The organism is Cohnella endophytica (genome assembly GCF_003628305.1).
Taxonomy (GTDB): Bacteria; Bacillota; Bacilli; order Paenibacillales; family Paenibacillaceae; genus Cohnella; species Cohnella endophytica.
In genome coordinates this window covers 161,728-177,524 of the sequence record NZ_RBZM01000009.1, presented here as the reverse complement: position 1 = coordinate 177,524, position 15,797 = coordinate 161,728, and the positions used below count along the sequence as shown (strand labels likewise).

Below are 15,797 nucleotides of genomic sequence, written 5' to 3'. Positions count from 1 at the left end.
GGAACGGAGGCGTTACCATGTCCGAGAACAGAACTTATGCCCATCCTTATATACCGAACACGGTTCCCGAGGTTCGGCAAGCGATGCTGGAAGAAATCGGCCTCGAATCGGTCGAGCAGCTTCACGACGCGATTCCGGATAGCCTGAAGCTGAACCGGGAGATGAATCTCCCCGCCGCGATGGATGAATACGAGCTTCGTCGGCATGTCGAAGGGTTATTGGCCCGGAATCTGCATGCGGGAGCTTACGTTAACTTCCTCGGCGCAGGCTGCTGGCAGCACTTCATTCCCGCCATCTGCGACGAGATTAATCAACGTTCTGAATTCGTGACCGCATACGCGGGCGAACCTTATGAAGATCATGGCCGCTTCCAGACGTTATTCGAATACCAAAGCCTCGTCGCCGAGCTGGTCGACATGGACGTCGTTAACGTTCCGACCTTCGATTGGGCGCAAGCCGCGTCGACGGCGATTCGGATGGCGGGTCGCATTACGGGCCGTTCGGTGGCGTTACTGCCGAAGTCCGTCGATCCCGATAAAGCGATGATCATTCATAACTATTGCACGCCGGTCATGGAGCTTCGTTTTGTCGAGATCGATGCTCGTACCGGTAAAATGGATTTGGCCGATCTGCGCGCTAAGTTGTCCGACGATATTGCCGCCGTCTATTTCGAGGTGCCGAGTTATCTCGGCATGATCGAAGACCGCGGGAACGAAATTTCCGAGCTGGCGCATTCCGTCCAAGCCATCTCGATCGTCGGAGTCGATCCGATCTCGCTGGGAGTATTGGAACCGCCTAGCCGCTACGGCGCGGACATCGTGTGCGGGGATCTGCAGCCGCTCGGGATGCACATGAACTACGGCGGCGGGCAAGCCGGCTTTATCGCGACGCACGACGACGAGACGTTCGTCATGGAATACCCGTCCCGCTTGTTCGGCATCGTGCCGACCGAAGTCGAGGGCGAATACGGCTTCGGCGACGTCGCTTACGAACGTACGTCTTTCGCCCTTCGCGAGAAGGGGAAGGAGTCGGTCGGAACCCAGACCGCCCTATGGGGCATAACGGCAGGCGTGTACTTGTCCTTAATGGGCCCGCATGGCATGCACGAGCTGGGCGGGACGATTATGCAGAAATCGCGTTACGCGGCGAAGAAGCTTGCGGCGATCCCGGGCGTATCCTTGCGATTCCCCGAGTCGGATTTCTTCAAGGAATTCGTCGTCGACTTCAACGGCACGGGACTGACGGTCGCGGACATTAACGCGAAGCTGCTGGACGCCGGCATATTCGGAGGCAAGGATTTGTCCGCAAGTTATCCCGAATGGGGACAATGCGCCCTGTATTGCGTAACGGAAATTCATTCCCAAGCGGACCTGGACCGGCTTGCGGCAGAGATGGAGGGGATCGTCCGTGCATAACGATTCGAACAAGCCGAAACAATCGACTCCTATGAAGCGTATCCGCAGGGACCATAAGGTGCGGAACTTCCATCAAGCGAAGTGGGACGAACCCGTCGTATTCGAGCTTCACAGGCCGGGCGAGCGAGGCGTTATTCCGCCTCGGACGGAAGCGGGCATTGCGGGCGCGGTGGGAGAAAGCGAGAGCTTGATCCCGGCGTCCATGAGGCGAGCGGAAGCGCCCAAGCTGCCGGAGATCGGCCAAGCGAAAGTTCTGCGGCATTACTTGCGGTTGTCCCAAGAAACGCTCGGCTCCGACTTGAACGTGGAGATCGGGCAAGGGACGTGCACGATGAAATACATTCCGCGCATTAACGAGATGCTCATCCGGACACCGCATATGATGGAGCTTCATCCATTGCAGGATACGGGCACGGTCCAAGGCATGCTGGAAATTTTCCACAAGCTGGATCTGGCAATGCGCGAGATATCCGGCATGGACGCCTTCACGTTCCAACCGAGCAGCGGCACGCAAGCGCTGCTCGCGATGGCTTCGATCGTACGCGCTTATCACGATTCGCGGGGAGAGGGCGATCAACGGGACGAGATCATCACGACGATTTTCTCCCACCCTTCCCAAGCGGCGACGGCGGCGGTCAAAGGGTACAAGATTATCACGCTGCATCCGGACGAGGACGGCTTCCCGGATCTGGAGAAGCTGAAACAGGCGGTATCCCCGCGCACGGCCGGTTTCGTCGTCGCGAATCCGGAGGACACGGGAATCTACAATCCCCGGATCAGAGAGTTCACGGACGTCGTTCACGCGGCGGGAGGCGTCTGCTATTACGACCAAGCGAACGCCAACGGCCTGCTCGGCATTACCCGGGCGAAGGAAGCGGGCTTCGATATGTGCTTCTTTAACCTGCATAAGACGTTCGCGGCGCCGCACATGTGCGGCGGTCCGGCGACCGGAGCGCTCGGCGTGGCGGAACCGTTCAAGCGTTTCTTGCCGGGTCCGCTCGTGACGTTCGATGGCAGCCGATACGAGCTCCAAGGTCAACCGCACGAAAGCATCGGCAAAGTCCGCAGCTTCTACGGCGTCGCGCAGACGGTGCTTCGCTCTTACGCTTGGATCATGAGCCTGGGCGCGGAAGGGCTGAAGGACGTCGCACGCATCGCGGTGCTGAACAATAACTATTTGTATCACAAAATATTGCGGATTCGCGGGGCGAGCGCGCCGTATATCAAAGGACGGCGACTCGAACAGGTCCGTTACAGCTGGCAGCGGCTTACGGAGGAAACGGGAGTGACGACGGAGGATATTACGCGCCGGATGTGCGATTTCGGGCTTCACTATTGGACGTCGCATCATCCTTACATCGTACCTCAGCCGTTTACGTTGGAGCCGACGGAATCGTACTCCAAGGAGGACTTGGACGAGTATATCCAAGCTTTGGAGCATATTTCAAACGAAGCTTACACGAATCCGGACATCGTCAAATCCGCTCCGCACAACAGCACCGTGCATCGGAACGACGAGTCGTCCTTGGACGATCCGAAGACGTGGTGCATCACTTGGCGATCCTACTTGAAGAAAACCCAACCGAATTGAATAAGGCGACATCGCCAATCGGAAGGCTCCGCGAGGAGCCTTTCGCATTTGTAGGAAGCCTTGAAGCGTTGGAAGCATGAAAAGGAGTGACGGATTCGGATGACCGCTTATTTGCTCGACTTGCTTCGCTTGCCGGTCGGCGTGCGCCGGTTCCTCATGACCGAAGCGTTGTACGGAATCGGAATCGGCATGTATGCGCTTGTCCTCAACTTGCATCTGCTGTCCCAAGGGTTACGGGAGAACGAGATCGGAACGCTGGCTTCCGTAGGCATTCTGATCATGGGAGTCTCGGCGATTCCCGTCTCGCTGCTGGCGCGAAGAATGGGACGGAAGCGGCTATTGGTCGCGGGAATTTTGTTCATCGCGGCCGGCAATGCGTTCTATGCCTCGAGCGGGAATCTGCTTGGTTTTTTCGCGGCGCAAACCCTCGTCTCGGTCGGCCTTACTTTGGTCGAAACGACGGAAACCCAGTTGCTGTTTCATTACTGTTCGTCGCGCCAAGACGAGACGAGAGCTTATTCGCTCATGTTCGCCGTATTTACGGCGTTTGCCGGGGCGGGGACGTTGGCGGCAGGGAACATATCGGTTGTCATGGCAACGGGAGGGGGCTACCGGAATCAATTGCTGCTAGCTTGTCTCGTTCTATTGGTTCTGGGAACGATCCGGGGGTTGTGGCTACCTTCCGAGAAGAGAACTTCCTCTGAAAAAGCGAATTTACGTAAAACGGAGAGGCTCAAGCTGAAGGGGAAGCTACCGGGAAAAACGATCTGGCTGTTTTCCTCGTTCCTAGCCTTGCTTGGCGGTGCGTTCGCGTTAACCGGATCGTTCCTGAACGTCATCGTCAAGTTTAGGCTGGATTGGACGGACGACAAAATGTCGCTGCTCCTCGCGGCCAACGGATTAATTCTGTTTTTCTGCTCGTTGCTTACGCCCTACGTCTCCGAGCGATTCGGACAGAGCGCTTCCCTGACGTTCGCGTTTATCGGGAACGTTTTGTTTTTCGGACTACTTTACTGTCAGTTTCCGACGACGATTTTTCTCTTCTTGTTCCTGATGCGCGGGGGAGGGACGACGATGCTGTCCAATCTGGCCGATAGCCAATTGATGTCGACGTTCGAGGACCGGGAAAGGGATTTGTTCGCGGGGATGCGTTCGGTTTTCCGAAGCGTCGGATCCTCCGGGGCGACGCTGCTTGCGGGGAGGCTTCTGGCCGGACGCGACTATCGGACGCCCTTCTTGTTGACCGCGATCGCGCTGTCGCTTGCTTTCGTTTTTTACTCTCTTTGGGTAAGACCTCGTCTCTCGGCCGGATCCCGCTCGAACGATTCCCGTATTCGAGAGTGACCTTAACGCGATTATTCACTATACTCAAGATGGAGAGAAGAGAATCGCGATACGAGGTTGCCACGATATGGAGAAAATAACTAGAGTTAGATTGTGGATTAGCTTAATGCTGCTTCTGCTAATCGTTTGCCTCATCGTGACGATCGTCAACTTGGCCCGTTACGAGAAAGCCCCCAAAGACGAAGAGTTAAACATGCCGCACGATTATGCGTACGGCAAGGTCGTGGCTTCCAATCGAATGGAGCTACATTACGTACGAACTCGTCCCTCTAACATCACGTTGGAATCGATTTATAACAATGTCACGATCGCTCCGTTCTATGGAGTGAACGGCGGCTTCTTCTATCAAGACGCGCTGCTCAGCATCGCCGTCGTGAACGATTCGCCCGTCAACACGGAACGGGTAACCTACGGCACGGGCGCGGCGAACGCGAAGTATGCGAGAGGCACGCTCGTCTGGGACGGTGCTCTGGACAGGTTGAGCGTTCAAGTGGCAGGCAAAGCCGAGGAGCTTCAGGTGTCGGATCGTTCACGTTATTGGGCGCAAGGCGGTATCAGCATGAGCTTGGACGACGATACCGCTTGGCTGGATCGGATCGTGGCCGAGAACGCTCCGTATCCTTACGAGGACCGGCTTCGTTCCGCGGCCGTGTATGATTCGGTTGGCGACTTGTACCTCATCGTCAGCACGACGAGAGGCAGCTTGGCCGATTTTCGCGAAGCGATTGTGGAGAAAATCGGAGATGGCAAGCTAGTCAACGGGATTTTCCTCGACGGTGACGGCTCTTCGCAGTTGCGCAGCCGCGAAATGAAATTAAAAGGCGACGGAAGGCCGGTTGTTCAGATGTTGCGATTAATCCGATGAACGAGAACGAGATTCATGCCGGGATAAGAGACGCATTCCCCCATCATCGGGGACGAATGCGTTTTTTGTCGTTTGGCTAGCATTTTCCCAAAATAAGCTCTGGCAATACCGACGATATCGGGTTAAGATGAGAAATATAATATTCCATAATATGAAACAAAGTTTCATTAGATGAAACAAGAAAATCAAAAATATAGTTGGAGGTTGCTACATGAGAAACAGCAAATGGTATAAGCAGCTTCTACTTTTCGGCAAATCTTATCATCCGATCGTCCACTCCTTGCTGCTGGGAACGATACTCGCCAGGTTGGCCTCGTCCATGAGCTTGCCGTTCCTCGCGATTTATTTGGCCAAGCACACGGATTTGAGCGCGGTTATGATCGGCGTCATTATCGGAGCCGGTTCGTTGGCGGGCACGGTGGGAGGTTTCATCGGAGGCACGCTATCCGACCTATTCGGCAGACGCAAAATCCTGCTCGGCGCCCTTTTCGGTTGGGGAGTGGTGTTCGTGGGCTTCGCGATGGCGAACAGCGCTCTGATTTTCTTCCTCCTAAGCTTGTTGAACGGATTATGCCGCTCCTTCTACGAGCCCGTATCTCAAGCCCTGATGGCCGATCTGACGGAAAAAGAGAATCGGTTTAAGGTGTTTTCCTTGCGTTATTTGGCGATTAATATCGGCGTTGCGGTCGGCCCGTTGCTAGGCGCGGTGTTCGCGGCTCTCGACAGCTCGCTGCCCTTCTACATCACCGGATGCGTGTACTTCTTCTATGCCTTCTCTTTGTACCTGTTGCTCAACAAATTCGGCATTCGGCGCATCGAGGGGGAGAAGAAGGGGAACAACACTTTTTTATCCGTATGGAACGTGGTGCGGAGCGACTTGGTTCTTCGCTATTATTTGCTCGGAGGCATCGTCACGGCGATCGGGTATTCGCAGATGACGGTCACGTTATCCCAGTATGTCGGAGGCAAATTCACGGACGGGGTCGCTTTATTCGCCGTCATGATGAGCGTCAATGCGATTACGGTCGTCGCCCTGCAGGTCCCGTTCACGAAGTGGGCGGACAGGTTCGCACCGATTACGGTACTTGCGGTGGGCGTTATCTTCTATGCTTTAGGCAACGTCGGGTTTGCGTTATCGGGCGGGTGGATCGCGTTTATCGTCTCCATGATCGTATTCACTTTCGGAGAGATGCTCACATATCCGGCAGGCAACATGCTTACGGACAAAATCGCTCCCGACGGCATGCGCGGCGCTTATTACGGAGCGCAGTCATTCAGCAATCTGGGACATTTCCTCGGTCCTTGGATCGGTGGACTGTTGCTTAGCCGGTATGACGGAACAGTGTTGTTCCTAGTCATGGCAGTCGTGGCGCTATTCGCGGTAGCGTTCTACAGGGTGGGGGAAAAAGTACGCCAAACCTCCGCTTATCGTATGAATAGTCAGACGCAGCCCGTACCTTAATGGTACGGGTTTTTATTTTACTCCTCCGCCTCGGCGATCCACTCCCAACATCAACATTTCGCTATCTGGCCAAGCGCGTTCAGAATACATTCAGCCAGACTTCATGTACGCTTCAGCAAAATGCATCACAATGAACGCAGACAGGGTTGACCTATATAGAGGAGTGGAAGACGCATGAGCCATGAAGTGCCGAAAAGTACGGGGAGATGGGATTTTTATCTCTTGTTAACGATGTTAATGTCCTCGTTCTTGCAGGGCTATAACATTTGGACGGATAAATACGCGAACACTTATTACACGACTGCGGTTGGCAGCATGCTGCAGAGCTGGCACAATTTTTTCTTCGTCTCGCTCGATTCGGCCGGCTCCGTTACGGTAGATAAGCCGCCGCTTACGTTCTGGATTCAGGCACTCAGCGCCAAAATATTCGGATTGCACGGCTGGAGCGTCATTCTCCCCCAAGCGCTCAGCGGCGTCCTTTCCGTATGGCTGATCTATAAGCTTATGAAGCCTTCTTTCGGCATTGTAGCCGCTAGAATAGCCGCGGTAGCGATGGCGACGATGCCGATCGCGGTGGCGGTAGGCCGTACGAACAACATCGACAGCATGCTGGTGTTCGCTTTGCTTATCGCGACTTGGCTGCTCATGAAGGGCGTTCGGTCCGGCAGCGCAGCAAGCGTCATTGGCGCTTTCGCGGTCGTCGGACTCGCGTTCAACATGAAAATGATGCAAGCCTACATGGTGCTGCCCGCCTTTTATCTTTTGTACGCGATCGCGTTCCGGATGCCATGGCGCAAGAAGGCGGCGGTCGCCGCCGGAGCGACGGCGACCCTGCTGGTCGTCTCCTTGTTGTGGGCGCTGATCGTCGATTCCGTACCGGCTAGCAAACGGCCGTATATCGGCAGCAGCACGAACAATTCCGTCATGGAGCTTGCGCTCGGATATAACGGGGTATCCAGGCTAACGGGTGAAAATGGGCCGGGAGGCGGTGGTGGCGGATTCGGAAGAGGCGGAATGTTTGGAGACGGCGGCGGAGGCCAAGCACAGAACGCCGCGCCAACCGCCTCTACCCCGGATGCTTCCGCCGCAGTTCCGCAAGACGGCAACCGGCAAGACGGCGGAATCCGCGGCGTTAGGTCGTTCCCCTCCGGCATGGACAACCGCTTCCCGGGCGGCGGCGCCAATTCAGGCGGCATGTTCGGTACCGGTCAGAAAGGGGCGTTGCGGTTATTCCAGTCCGAGCTTTCCGGCCAGGCCAGTTGGCTTATTCCGTTCGCGGCGTTCGGGGCGCTAGCGCTACTATTGGGAATGTCGCTGCGCAAAGTCACGGCCAAGCACGAGGAAACGTTGTTCTGGCTAGCTTGGCTATTGCCGGTCATGGGCTTTTTCAGCATCGCCGGGTTTTTCCATCCTTATTATTTGATTATGCTGGCTCCGCCTATCGCCGCGCTCGTCGGGGGAGGCTGGTCGGAACTATGGAGGATGTACCGGGATTCGGCGGGGTGGAAGTCTTCGTTGCTGCCGATCGCTATCGTAGCGACGACGACGTTCGCTTGGTACGTGCTTCACCCGAACGACTTAAGTATCGGCAAAGGTTGGTCGATGGGCGTTCTATTCGGAGGGTTCGTCATTGCGATCGCGCTCGTCCTTGGGCAATGGAGTCGGAATAACGGCGTGCAATGGACGGCGTTCGTCGGACTCGCGCTTATGCTGATCGGTCCGATCTATTGGGCTTTAACCCCTATCGCTTACGGGCAGAATAGCATGCTTCCGCAAGCCGGAATTGCTTCCGATGGCCGAGGCATGGGGATGGGCATAGGCATGGGCGGCGGCATTAGAGCCGGAGGCTGGGGCGGAGTGGGTGAGCCTGCGCAAGGCGCCGCGAACGAGAAGTTGATCGCATACTTGCATGCGCATAACAACGGGGAAACTTACTTGTTCGCGACGGAAAATTACGGTACGGCCGCACCGTACATTATCGACAAGAACGAGAAAGTCATTACGCTGAACGGCTTTAACGGCGGCGACCAGGTGTATACGACGGAGACGCTTCAGGAATTGGTAAGCTCCGGAAAAGTAAAATACTTCTTGCTGGGCGAGGGAATGGGCGGAGGTCCCGGAGGGCAACGGGGAGGAAGCTCGGGGCTGACGCAATGGATCGAAGAACACGGCACGGAAATCCCTTCGGATGAATGGCAAACCTCATCTTCGACCGGCGGCGGATTCGGTTCCATGAATAACATGAAGCTCTACGAAGTTCATTCGTAGAGCTTCTTTTTTTACTGCGTTTGGTGCGATGCGCTCAAGAATAACTTTCTCTTAGCGATCGCGAATACCGTACATCCCGCGTACAGCAGGGCGGCCGTCGTGAGCGCGGATTGCACGCCCAGCAGATCGGTCAGACCGGCCATAAGCACCGCGGATATGCCGAAGGTCGCGTACATTAACGTGCCTTTGGCGGAAAACACTTGCGGCAGCATGCGGGGGTCGACGGATTTCTGGCACAGAGTACGTTGGGCGATATCGCGCAGTTGGAAAGCCGGGCCCATCAGGAAGTTGAGCAGTAACGCGGCGATCGGAATGTGGATCCATGCGAAACTGAACGTTAGCGCGGAGAATACGAGGGATCCGTACACGATCGTATGCCCCAGCCTCCGGTCCACCCATCGCGACAAGGCGATGCCTCCCAGGCCTCCGACGATCGTTCCGAGCAAGAAACTGGCATTAATGAATCCCCACCATTCCTCGCCCTGATGCAGCAATTCTTTTACGTAAACGAGCATGACGCCTCCGATGAATATTCCTCCGGCCAATCCCTCCAGGATTTCCAGCACCGCGACGGCTTTCAGCACGGGCACTCGCCAGAGCACGATCCATCCTTCGCGTAGCGTCGTCCATGCGGATGAACGCTCTAGCGAAGCCGCGGTCTGCTTTGCCGTCTCGCGGGTACGGATGCAAACCATCGCGATCGCGGATAAAGTAAACAACGCGAACGAAATCCACATCATATTCTTCGCGCCCACCGCGACGAGCAACGTTGCACCCAACGACCATGCGGCCATCCGGACGCCATTGTCGATCGAAGCGAGCGTTCCGTTCGCTTTTACGAGCTCGTCCTCGCCGACGAGTAACGGGACGATCGCGTTCTTGGCGGGCAAGATCCAAGCTTCCAGCCACGAGAGCAGCAAGACGAACAGGAGGATGATCCAGGTCGGAACGGTCGAAGAGTAAGCTAGCATGACGGCAACTAGAATCAATAGCAGCGCGGCTTGGTTAAACTGCGCGAACACGAGCAACTTCCGTAGGGAGTAGCGTTTCATCGCAAGCGGGGCGAGGAATCCGCTTACGAGATTAGCGAAGCATCGCAGGAACGGAATCATGGCCGTATATGCGGCCGAGCCGGTAGCATCGTAGAGCAAAGTAATGAGAGCGACAAGATAGAGCGTATCGGCCAAAGACGCGAACGATTGCCCGATCCACAGAAATCTAAAAGCATTTTTGAGCATGGCGAAATAACCCCTATTTCATTGGTGTCGTACAAGCTTGTTAGGTTGCGGGTTCGGTTATTCGTCCATGTTTTACAACGGATACACTCGCTTTCGCATAATCGTTACTCTCTGTATAGCAGAAAAACCGTCATTCGTAAACGACGGCGGTCGAGATGAGAAATTTTGCACAAAGCCAGAGGGTAATCGCGTTCGCCAAATGAGACTAAACGAGGAAAATGCCCGAATTTGATCTCTCTTGCGATGGAAAACATCGTAACAGCACGCAGTTTCGCCGAAACCGAGTGGCATGCGATGAAAAACATCGTTAGAACGTCGCTAGTAGGGTGGAAAGTCCGAATTTGATCTCTCTTGCGATGAAATACATCGTAACAGCACGCAATTTCTCCGAAACCGAGTGGCATGCGATGAAAAACATCGTAAGAGCGTCGCTTGGAAGGTGAAAAGTCCGTGAAATATGCGAAATTGGTCCCTCATGCGATGAAACATCGTAACAGCGTAGGCGAGTGGTACTGAAAAGCAATGTTCCCATAAATCTCTACCCTTTTCCCCACACGGTAGTCATCTATGTTAAAATTTTCCTATAACCTATGGAGATCGAATTTACCGTGGAGGTTTAGTTATGAAGCTGAAACTGATTGTATGCGCGTGTTTAATCGTTCTTGCTTTAACAGGCTGCGCTTCCGAACGCAACGCCGAGCCGCTATTACCGTCGCCAATGCCATCGGCGTCCGTCAAGCCGCCGGATGAACCTGCAACGGGGCTGGCAGCCGTTCAGCAAAAGCTGAACGAGCATTACGCGGAGCTAAAGCAGACGCATGCGATCGAGATCATGTACTCGGGCATCGGGAAGGACGAGATCGTGATGACCGTACGCAGCTACGGCGATTACGAACGCAAGCTTTCCGAGCAAGAGATTACCGACTATAAAGAAAGTTTGTACAAGCTGGCAGGGGAACGTTTCCCGGTGACGGTCAACGTCATGGAGTGTTGCGAGGGAGTGCCCGGAGCTACCGGCGTCATCAAAGATATCGACGTGACCAACAACCAAATCCTCCTCGTCAACGAGAAACAGAAAAACGGCAACACCGACGATCCGGTCGCGAATTGGGTCGGCCTGACGGAAGATGCTCAAGTATTCTTCGGCGATAAACAGACCTCGCGGACGTTCGACGATTCTCTTATCGGCAAGGAAGCTACGGCATGGACGACAGGATTAGTACTTTCGTCGTATCCGGGAATCGTCACGGCGATCAAGCTCGTCATCGAATAACGCAGGGGTTGAAACGGATAGGCCGCCCCAACCCCAACTTACAAACCTTACAGCTCCCGTTCCACGATCGCCTTCACGCGTTCCAGACCGGCCCACATATCGCCCGGACCGTCGTAGATCAGCACGTATGCCCCGTCGTAACCGACATCGCGGACGGCTTCGAGGCAACGTGCCAATTCGCGTTCGTCCGGAATTCCTTCTTCGTCGTAAATCGGCTTCACGTGAACGGAGACGCTATGCGGCGTAGTCATCGCGATTTCCTCGTATTTCTCGGGTCCTTTAAAGTTACCGAAGTCCGTAATCATTCGAAGCGTGCCCTGAGCCCCTGCCCCTGCTCCCGAAGCCTCGGCGCTCGCCTCCAGCAGCTTCATGCAACTCGCCCCGGTAGACGTCAACGCTTTGAAATTTTCCGTAATTACCCTTACTCCGAGCGGTGCAGCATATTCCACCAATTCGCTTAAAGAAGCCGCCGAACGCAAGATCGCCCTTTCGTCCGTAGCCGGCGCTTCGCCGGCCACGATGCGGATTTGTTTCGCTCCACTCTGCGAGGCCACGTCGATCCAATGGCGCATCAAATCCAGGTCGGCCTCTACGCGCGCTTCGTCCGTCGAAGTCAGATCTCCGTAATCGAGCAGCAGCGTGTCGAACGCAACCCCGGCATCAGCGAATGCTTTTTTAAGCTCAAGCAGGTACACGGAGTCCACGCTCGGAAAATGAAAATGGCATACCTCGATCGCCTTGTATCCGCGATTGGCGGCTTCCGCCGGCAATTCGAGCAACGTATGTAATTGAGGTTGATCTTGAATATGAGTTTGGTGGGCGGACTTCTCCGAATCCCACGCGGTCCAACGCAAAGGGCCGAGAATACGGTGCAGGCTCCAGGTGCTAAAGGATAAATAAGACATCGTTCAGCCTTCTTTCGGTATAGAGTCGATAACGACTTGAGGATATTCCAGCTTAAGTTTGTTAAGCGTAGAGACGATGATCTTCAGCACGAGGTAATCGCGGAACCAACGGTTGTTCGCCGGGACGACGTACCAAGGGTTCGTTTTGGTCGCCGTCGCTTTGAAAGCCGCTTCGTAGGCTTTTATATATTGATCCCAATAACGTCGTTCCTCCAGATCGCTCGGGTCGAATTTCCACAGCTTCTCTGGATTTTCCATGCGCTCGTTGATTTTCTTCAATTGAAACTCCGGGGAAATATGGAGGAAGATCTTAATGAGCACCGTGCCGTTCTCGACGAGCATCTTCTCGAAATGCTGGATGTTTTTCAGTCGGGTGGCGGCAATATCCTTGTCGATGAGTCCGTGCACGCGGGTAATGAGCACGTCCTCGTAATAGGAGCGGTTGAACGAGACGAGATAACCTTTGGCGGGCGTCACTTTATGGGCGCGCCATAAAAAGTCGTGCGCCGTTTCGTCGCTCGTCGGCTGCTTAAAGCTTTCCGCACGGAAGCCTTGCGGGTTAAGTCCGGACAGAACCTTCTTGACGACGCCGTCCTTGCCGCTGCAATCCATTCCTTGGAACAGCACGAGAACGCCGTTTGTTTTGGACGCGAATAATCGCTCCTGAATGTCCTGCAGCTGTTCCTTCAGCTTCTCGAAGCTTTCCTCGACTTCTTCCTTGCTCGCGAAACCGGCCGTATCCTCCGGATCGAAGTCCTCCAGAGATACTTTTTTCTTCTCGTCCAGACGGTAATCGTCCAACATGCGAATCCTCTCCTCATGCTCAGAATAATCGCCAATCCCTTTGTTTCTATACTAGACTAATCTTCCATCTTTTACTAACGCCTAATATGTTCGATTCCTCTCGTTTTTTGTCATCGGCAAGGGTAAGGGATACAATGGAAGAACGAGTTAGTCCGTGCAAAGGTGGAGCATCAATTGTCCTTATACTATTATGTAACCGCGAGCAGCGAAGAAGAACAGGGCTTGCGCAGATTGGAATCGCGTTCGTTGTTCGGGGACGAGGGAGACGGGGGCTTGCTGCTCAGCTCCGTTCGCGTAGATCCGGGCAGAAGTCCGTTCCTGAAGCTTAGGGTCGAGGTCATGTTCGAGGGAGTCAACCTGCGCGAGATCGCGGAACAAGCGGCTGGAATCGAGCTTGGGGGAGCGACCTTCAAGGTGTTGGCGATCGACAACGAAGCGATTGGGGAAAACGGGAAGTTCGATTACGATGAAAAGAGGAAAATGGAGCGGGAGATCGGGTCGTGCATGCGAGGTACCGCGGAAATGCGCAAGCCGGATCGGACTTTCGGCTTCGCGCGGGCAGGCGGCAAGTGGTTGTTCGGCGAATGCGCCATGGGCGAAGCCGTCTGGCTGACGCATAACGACAAGCCGCGCAAGTACTCGACCGCGCTAAGCACGAGAGTAGCCAGGGCGGTCGTGAACATCGCGGTTCCCCGGGCCGAAGGCATTAGAGCGATCGACCCGTGCTGCGGCATCGGGACGGTGCTCGTCGAAGCGCGATCGATGGGCATCGACATCGTCGGACGGGAGATCAATCCGCTCGCGGCGACCGGAGCGCGGGAGAATCTAACTCACTTCGGCTACGGAGAGACGAAGGTTACGCTGGGCGACATGCGGGAGATCGGGGACCGTTACGACGTCGCGATCATCGATATGCCTTACAATCTGTGTTCCGTATTGCCGGATGACGAGAAACTCGCGATGCTCGGAAGCGCCCGCCGTGTCGCGTCGCGGGTCGTCTTCGTTACGGTAGAGGATATAGATTCGGCCGTCGCCGAGGCGGGGTTCTCGATCCGGGATCGATGCACGGTCAATAAGGGCAAGTTCGTCCGCTCCGTGCTCGTGTGCGAATAAGCGACATTTTAGCGATGTAAAGGATTGAAATTCCCTCAGGTTTCGTCCACAATGGATGAAAAGAAAAATATGCGAGACGAGGAGAGAAACAGCGATGAATTTCATAAGCACGAGAGGGAAAGTCGCTCCGATCGGCTTTATCGATATGTTCTTGATGGGGCTAGGCGAAGACGGAGGCCTCATCGTTCCCGAAACGATTCCTGCCGTGGACGCGGAACAGCTTGAAAGCTGGGCGAAGCTGAGCTTCCAGGATCTGATGTTCGAAGTTTTCTCCCTGTATACGAACGGCGAGATTCCGGATGCCGATCTGAAGCGGCTCATTCAAGACAGCTATGCCGGGTTTACTAGCCCGGACGTACTGCCTTTAACGACGTTAAACGATTCGCTCCACGTATTGGAGCTATTCCATGGACCTACGTTCGCGTTCAAGGACGTGGCTTTGCAATTCATGGGTAACCTGTACGCCTACGTCGCGAAGCAAAGAAACGAGATCATCAACATTCTCGGCGCGACTTCCGGAGATACGGGCGCTTCGGCGATCAGCAGCGTAAGCGGCAAAGAAGGCATTCGGATTTGCATCCTGCATCCGAACGGCAAAGTCAGCCGCGTACAAGAGCTGCAAATGACGACCGTTCAGGACGACAACGTGCTTAATCTGGCGGTGAACGGCAATTTCGACGATTGCCAAGGGATCATTAAGGAACTGTTCGCGGATCTCCCGTTCAAGTCCAAATACCATTTGCGCGCGATTAACTCCATTAACTTCGTGCGCATCCTGGCGCAATCGGTCTACTATTTCTACGCTTACCTGCAGCTTCCGGCGAACATTCGGGCAGGCGGCGTTAACTTCAGCATTCCGACGGGTAACTTCGGCAACATTTTCTCAGGCTACCTCGCGAAACGGATGGGCGTTCCGATCAAGCAGCTCGTTCTGGCGACGAACGAGAACAACATTCTCGAACGGTTTATCAACGAAGGCGTGTACAAGCCGGAAGGCTTCCGCATGACGCACAGCCCGTCCATGGACATTCAAGTGGCGAGCAACTTCGAGCGTTATCTGTATTATTTCCTCGGCGAAGACTCCGCGGCGGTAACCGCGCGAATGGAGCAATTCAAAGCGGAAGGGCAACTTACGTTCTCGCCGGAGGAAGTCGCTCGCATTCAGCAAGACTTGTCCGCTTACGGCGTAAGCAACGACGAATGCTTGAGTACGATCCGGTCGTATCAAGACCGTTACGGTTATTTGCTCGATCCGCATTCCGCTTGCGGAATCGCGGCTTACGAGAGCGCGGGCCAACAGGAAGACGGACCGTTCGTGTCGCTTGCGACCGCGCATCCGGCGAAGTTCGACGAGGCGATCCGGTTGCTCGGCATCGAGCAGCGTTTCCCGGAACGCATTCAAGAGCTGTTCGACAAACCGCAGCGCCAAGTCGTCGTAGACAACGCGAAAGCGGAAATCGCGAAGCAGCTGGAAAGCTTTTTCGTCTAACATATCACTTGCGGGCTTAAAGTCTGCGGG

General features: G+C 55.0%; 12 protein-coding genes. 9 read left to right on the top strand and 3 right to left on the bottom strand.

Annotation, left to right across the window (positions count from 1 at the left end; translation table 11 throughout):
- The first annotated feature begins 17 nt into the window (after positions 1 to 17).
- The 6 genes from gcvPA to D7Z26_RS21030 all read left to right on the top strand — a co-directional run bounded on the left by gcvPA (position 18) and on the right by D7Z26_RS21030 (position 8,945).
- A complete protein-coding gene (gene gcvPA / locus D7Z26_RS21055; protein WP_120979001.1) occupies positions 18 to 1,415 on the top strand; it encodes an aminomethyl-transferring glycine dehydrogenase subunit GcvPA in 1,398 nt (465 codons plus the stop codon).
- Between the two features lie 31 nt (positions 1,416 to 1,446).
- Positions 1,447 to 3,006: an aminomethyl-transferring glycine dehydrogenase subunit GcvPB gene (gene gcvPB, locus D7Z26_RS21050; RefSeq protein WP_120979124.1), complete on the top strand. Its 1,560-nt coding sequence runs from the start codon at positions 1,447 to 1,449 to the stop codon at positions 3,004 to 3,006.
- A gap of 99 nt (positions 3,007 to 3,105) precedes the next feature.
- The gene (locus tag D7Z26_RS21045; RefSeq protein WP_120979000.1) at positions 3,106 to 4,350 is read left to right on the top strand and encodes an MFS transporter; all 1,245 of its coding nucleotides are present in this window, start codon (positions 3,106 to 3,108) and stop codon (positions 4,348 to 4,350) included.
- 67 nt (positions 4,351 to 4,417) lie between these two features.
- On the top strand, positions 4,418 to 5,215 hold the full coding sequence (locus D7Z26_RS21040) for a hypothetical protein (RefSeq protein WP_233567092.1): 798 nt from the start codon (positions 4,418 to 4,420) through the stop codon (positions 5,213 to 5,215).
- Positions 5,216 to 5,426: 211 nt separating this feature from the next.
- The gene (locus tag D7Z26_RS21035; RefSeq protein ID WP_120978999.1) at positions 5,427 to 6,677 is read left to right on the top strand and encodes an MDR family MFS transporter; all 1,251 of its coding nucleotides are present in this window, start codon (positions 5,427 to 5,429) and stop codon (positions 6,675 to 6,677) included.
- 174 nt (positions 6,678 to 6,851) lie between these two features.
- Positions 6,852 to 8,945 carry a glycosyltransferase family 39 protein gene (locus tag D7Z26_RS21030; RefSeq protein WP_120978998.1) on the top strand — a complete coding sequence of 698 codons (2,094 nt, stop codon included), beginning with the start codon at positions 6,852 to 6,854 and terminating at the stop codon, positions 8,943 to 8,945.
- An 11-nt stretch (positions 8,946 to 8,956) separates the two neighbouring features.
- Here D7Z26_RS21030 and D7Z26_RS21025 read toward each other — a convergent pair whose 3' ends face one another.
- Positions 8,957 to 10,183 carry an MFS transporter gene (locus D7Z26_RS21025; protein ID WP_120978997.1) on the bottom strand — a complete coding sequence of 409 codons (1,227 nt, stop codon included), beginning with the start codon at positions 10,181 to 10,183 and terminating at the stop codon, positions 8,957 to 8,959.
- Between the two features lie 622 nt (positions 10,184 to 10,805).
- On the opposite strand from D7Z26_RS21025, the gene D7Z26_RS21020 reads away from it, so the two are divergent.
- Positions 10,806 to 11,456: a hypothetical protein gene (locus tag D7Z26_RS21020; RefSeq protein WP_120978996.1), complete on the top strand. Its 651-nt coding sequence runs from the start codon at positions 10,806 to 10,808 to the stop codon at positions 11,454 to 11,456.
- Between the two features lie 47 nt (positions 11,457 to 11,503).
- Here D7Z26_RS21020 and D7Z26_RS21015 read toward each other — a convergent pair whose 3' ends face one another.
- Positions 11,504 to 12,361 (bottom strand): sugar phosphate isomerase/epimerase family protein, encoded by an 858-nt coding sequence (locus D7Z26_RS21015; RefSeq protein ID WP_120978995.1) that lies wholly within the window; start codon positions 12,359 to 12,361, stop codon positions 11,504 to 11,506.
- A 3-nt stretch (positions 12,362 to 12,364) separates the two neighbouring features.
- Entirely contained in the window at positions 12,365 to 13,165 is an 801-nt protein-coding gene (locus D7Z26_RS21010) for a PPK2 family polyphosphate kinase (protein ID WP_120978994.1), read from the bottom strand.
- A gap of 174 nt (positions 13,166 to 13,339) precedes the next feature.
- Between D7Z26_RS21010 and D7Z26_RS21005 the strand changes: the two genes are divergently transcribed.
- Together D7Z26_RS21005 and thrC are read left to right on the top strand one after the other, a co-directional pair.
- On the top strand, positions 13,340 to 14,278 hold the full coding sequence (locus tag D7Z26_RS21005) for a TRM11 family SAM-dependent methyltransferase (RefSeq protein ID WP_233567090.1): 939 nt from the start codon (positions 13,340 to 13,342) through the stop codon (positions 14,276 to 14,278).
- A gap of 94 nt (positions 14,279 to 14,372) precedes the next feature.
- Positions 14,373 to 15,767, top strand: a complete 1,395-nt coding sequence (gene thrC / locus D7Z26_RS21000; protein ID WP_120978992.1) for a threonine synthase — start codon at positions 14,373 to 14,375, stop codon at positions 15,765 to 15,767.
- The last annotated feature ends 30 nt before the right edge of the window (positions 15,768 to 15,797 follow it).

What these genes read in the sequence shown, in the direction of transcription:
- gcvPA (WP_120979001.1), top strand. Translation starts at nt 18, where the DNA reads ATGTCCGAGAACAGAACTTATGCCCATCCTTATATACCGAACACGGTT.
- gcvPB (WP_120979124.1), top strand. Translation starts at nt 1,447, where the DNA reads ATGAAGCGTATCCGCAGGGACCATAAGGTGCGGAACTTCCATCAAGCG.
- D7Z26_RS21045 (WP_120979000.1), top strand. Translation starts at nt 3,106, where the DNA reads ATGACCGCTTATTTGCTCGACTTGCTTCGCTTGCCGGTCGGCGTGCGC.
- D7Z26_RS21040 (WP_233567092.1), top strand. Translation starts at nt 4,418, where the DNA reads ATGGAGAAAATAACTAGAGTTAGATTGTGGATTAGCTTAATGCTGCTT.
- D7Z26_RS21035 (WP_120978999.1), top strand. Translation starts at nt 5,427, where the DNA reads ATGAGAAACAGCAAATGGTATAAGCAGCTTCTACTTTTCGGCAAATCT.
- D7Z26_RS21030 (WP_120978998.1), top strand. Translation starts at nt 6,852, where the DNA reads ATGAGCCATGAAGTGCCGAAAAGTACGGGGAGATGGGATTTTTATCTC.
- D7Z26_RS21025 (WP_120978997.1), bottom strand. Translation starts at nt 10,183, where the DNA reads ATGCTCAAAAATGCTTTTAGATTTCTGTGGATCGGGCAATCGTTCGCG.
- D7Z26_RS21020 (WP_120978996.1), top strand. Translation starts at nt 10,806, where the DNA reads ATGAAGCTGAAACTGATTGTATGCGCGTGTTTAATCGTTCTTGCTTTA.
- D7Z26_RS21015 (WP_120978995.1), bottom strand. Translation starts at nt 12,361, where the DNA reads ATGTCTTATTTATCCTTTAGCACCTGGAGCCTGCACCGTATTCTCGGC.
- D7Z26_RS21010 (WP_120978994.1), bottom strand. Translation starts at nt 13,165, where the DNA reads ATGTTGGACGATTACCGTCTGGACGAGAAGAAAAAAGTATCTCTGGAG.
- thrC (WP_120978992.1), top strand. Translation starts at nt 14,373, where the DNA reads ATGAATTTCATAAGCACGAGAGGGAAAGTCGCTCCGATCGGCTTTATC.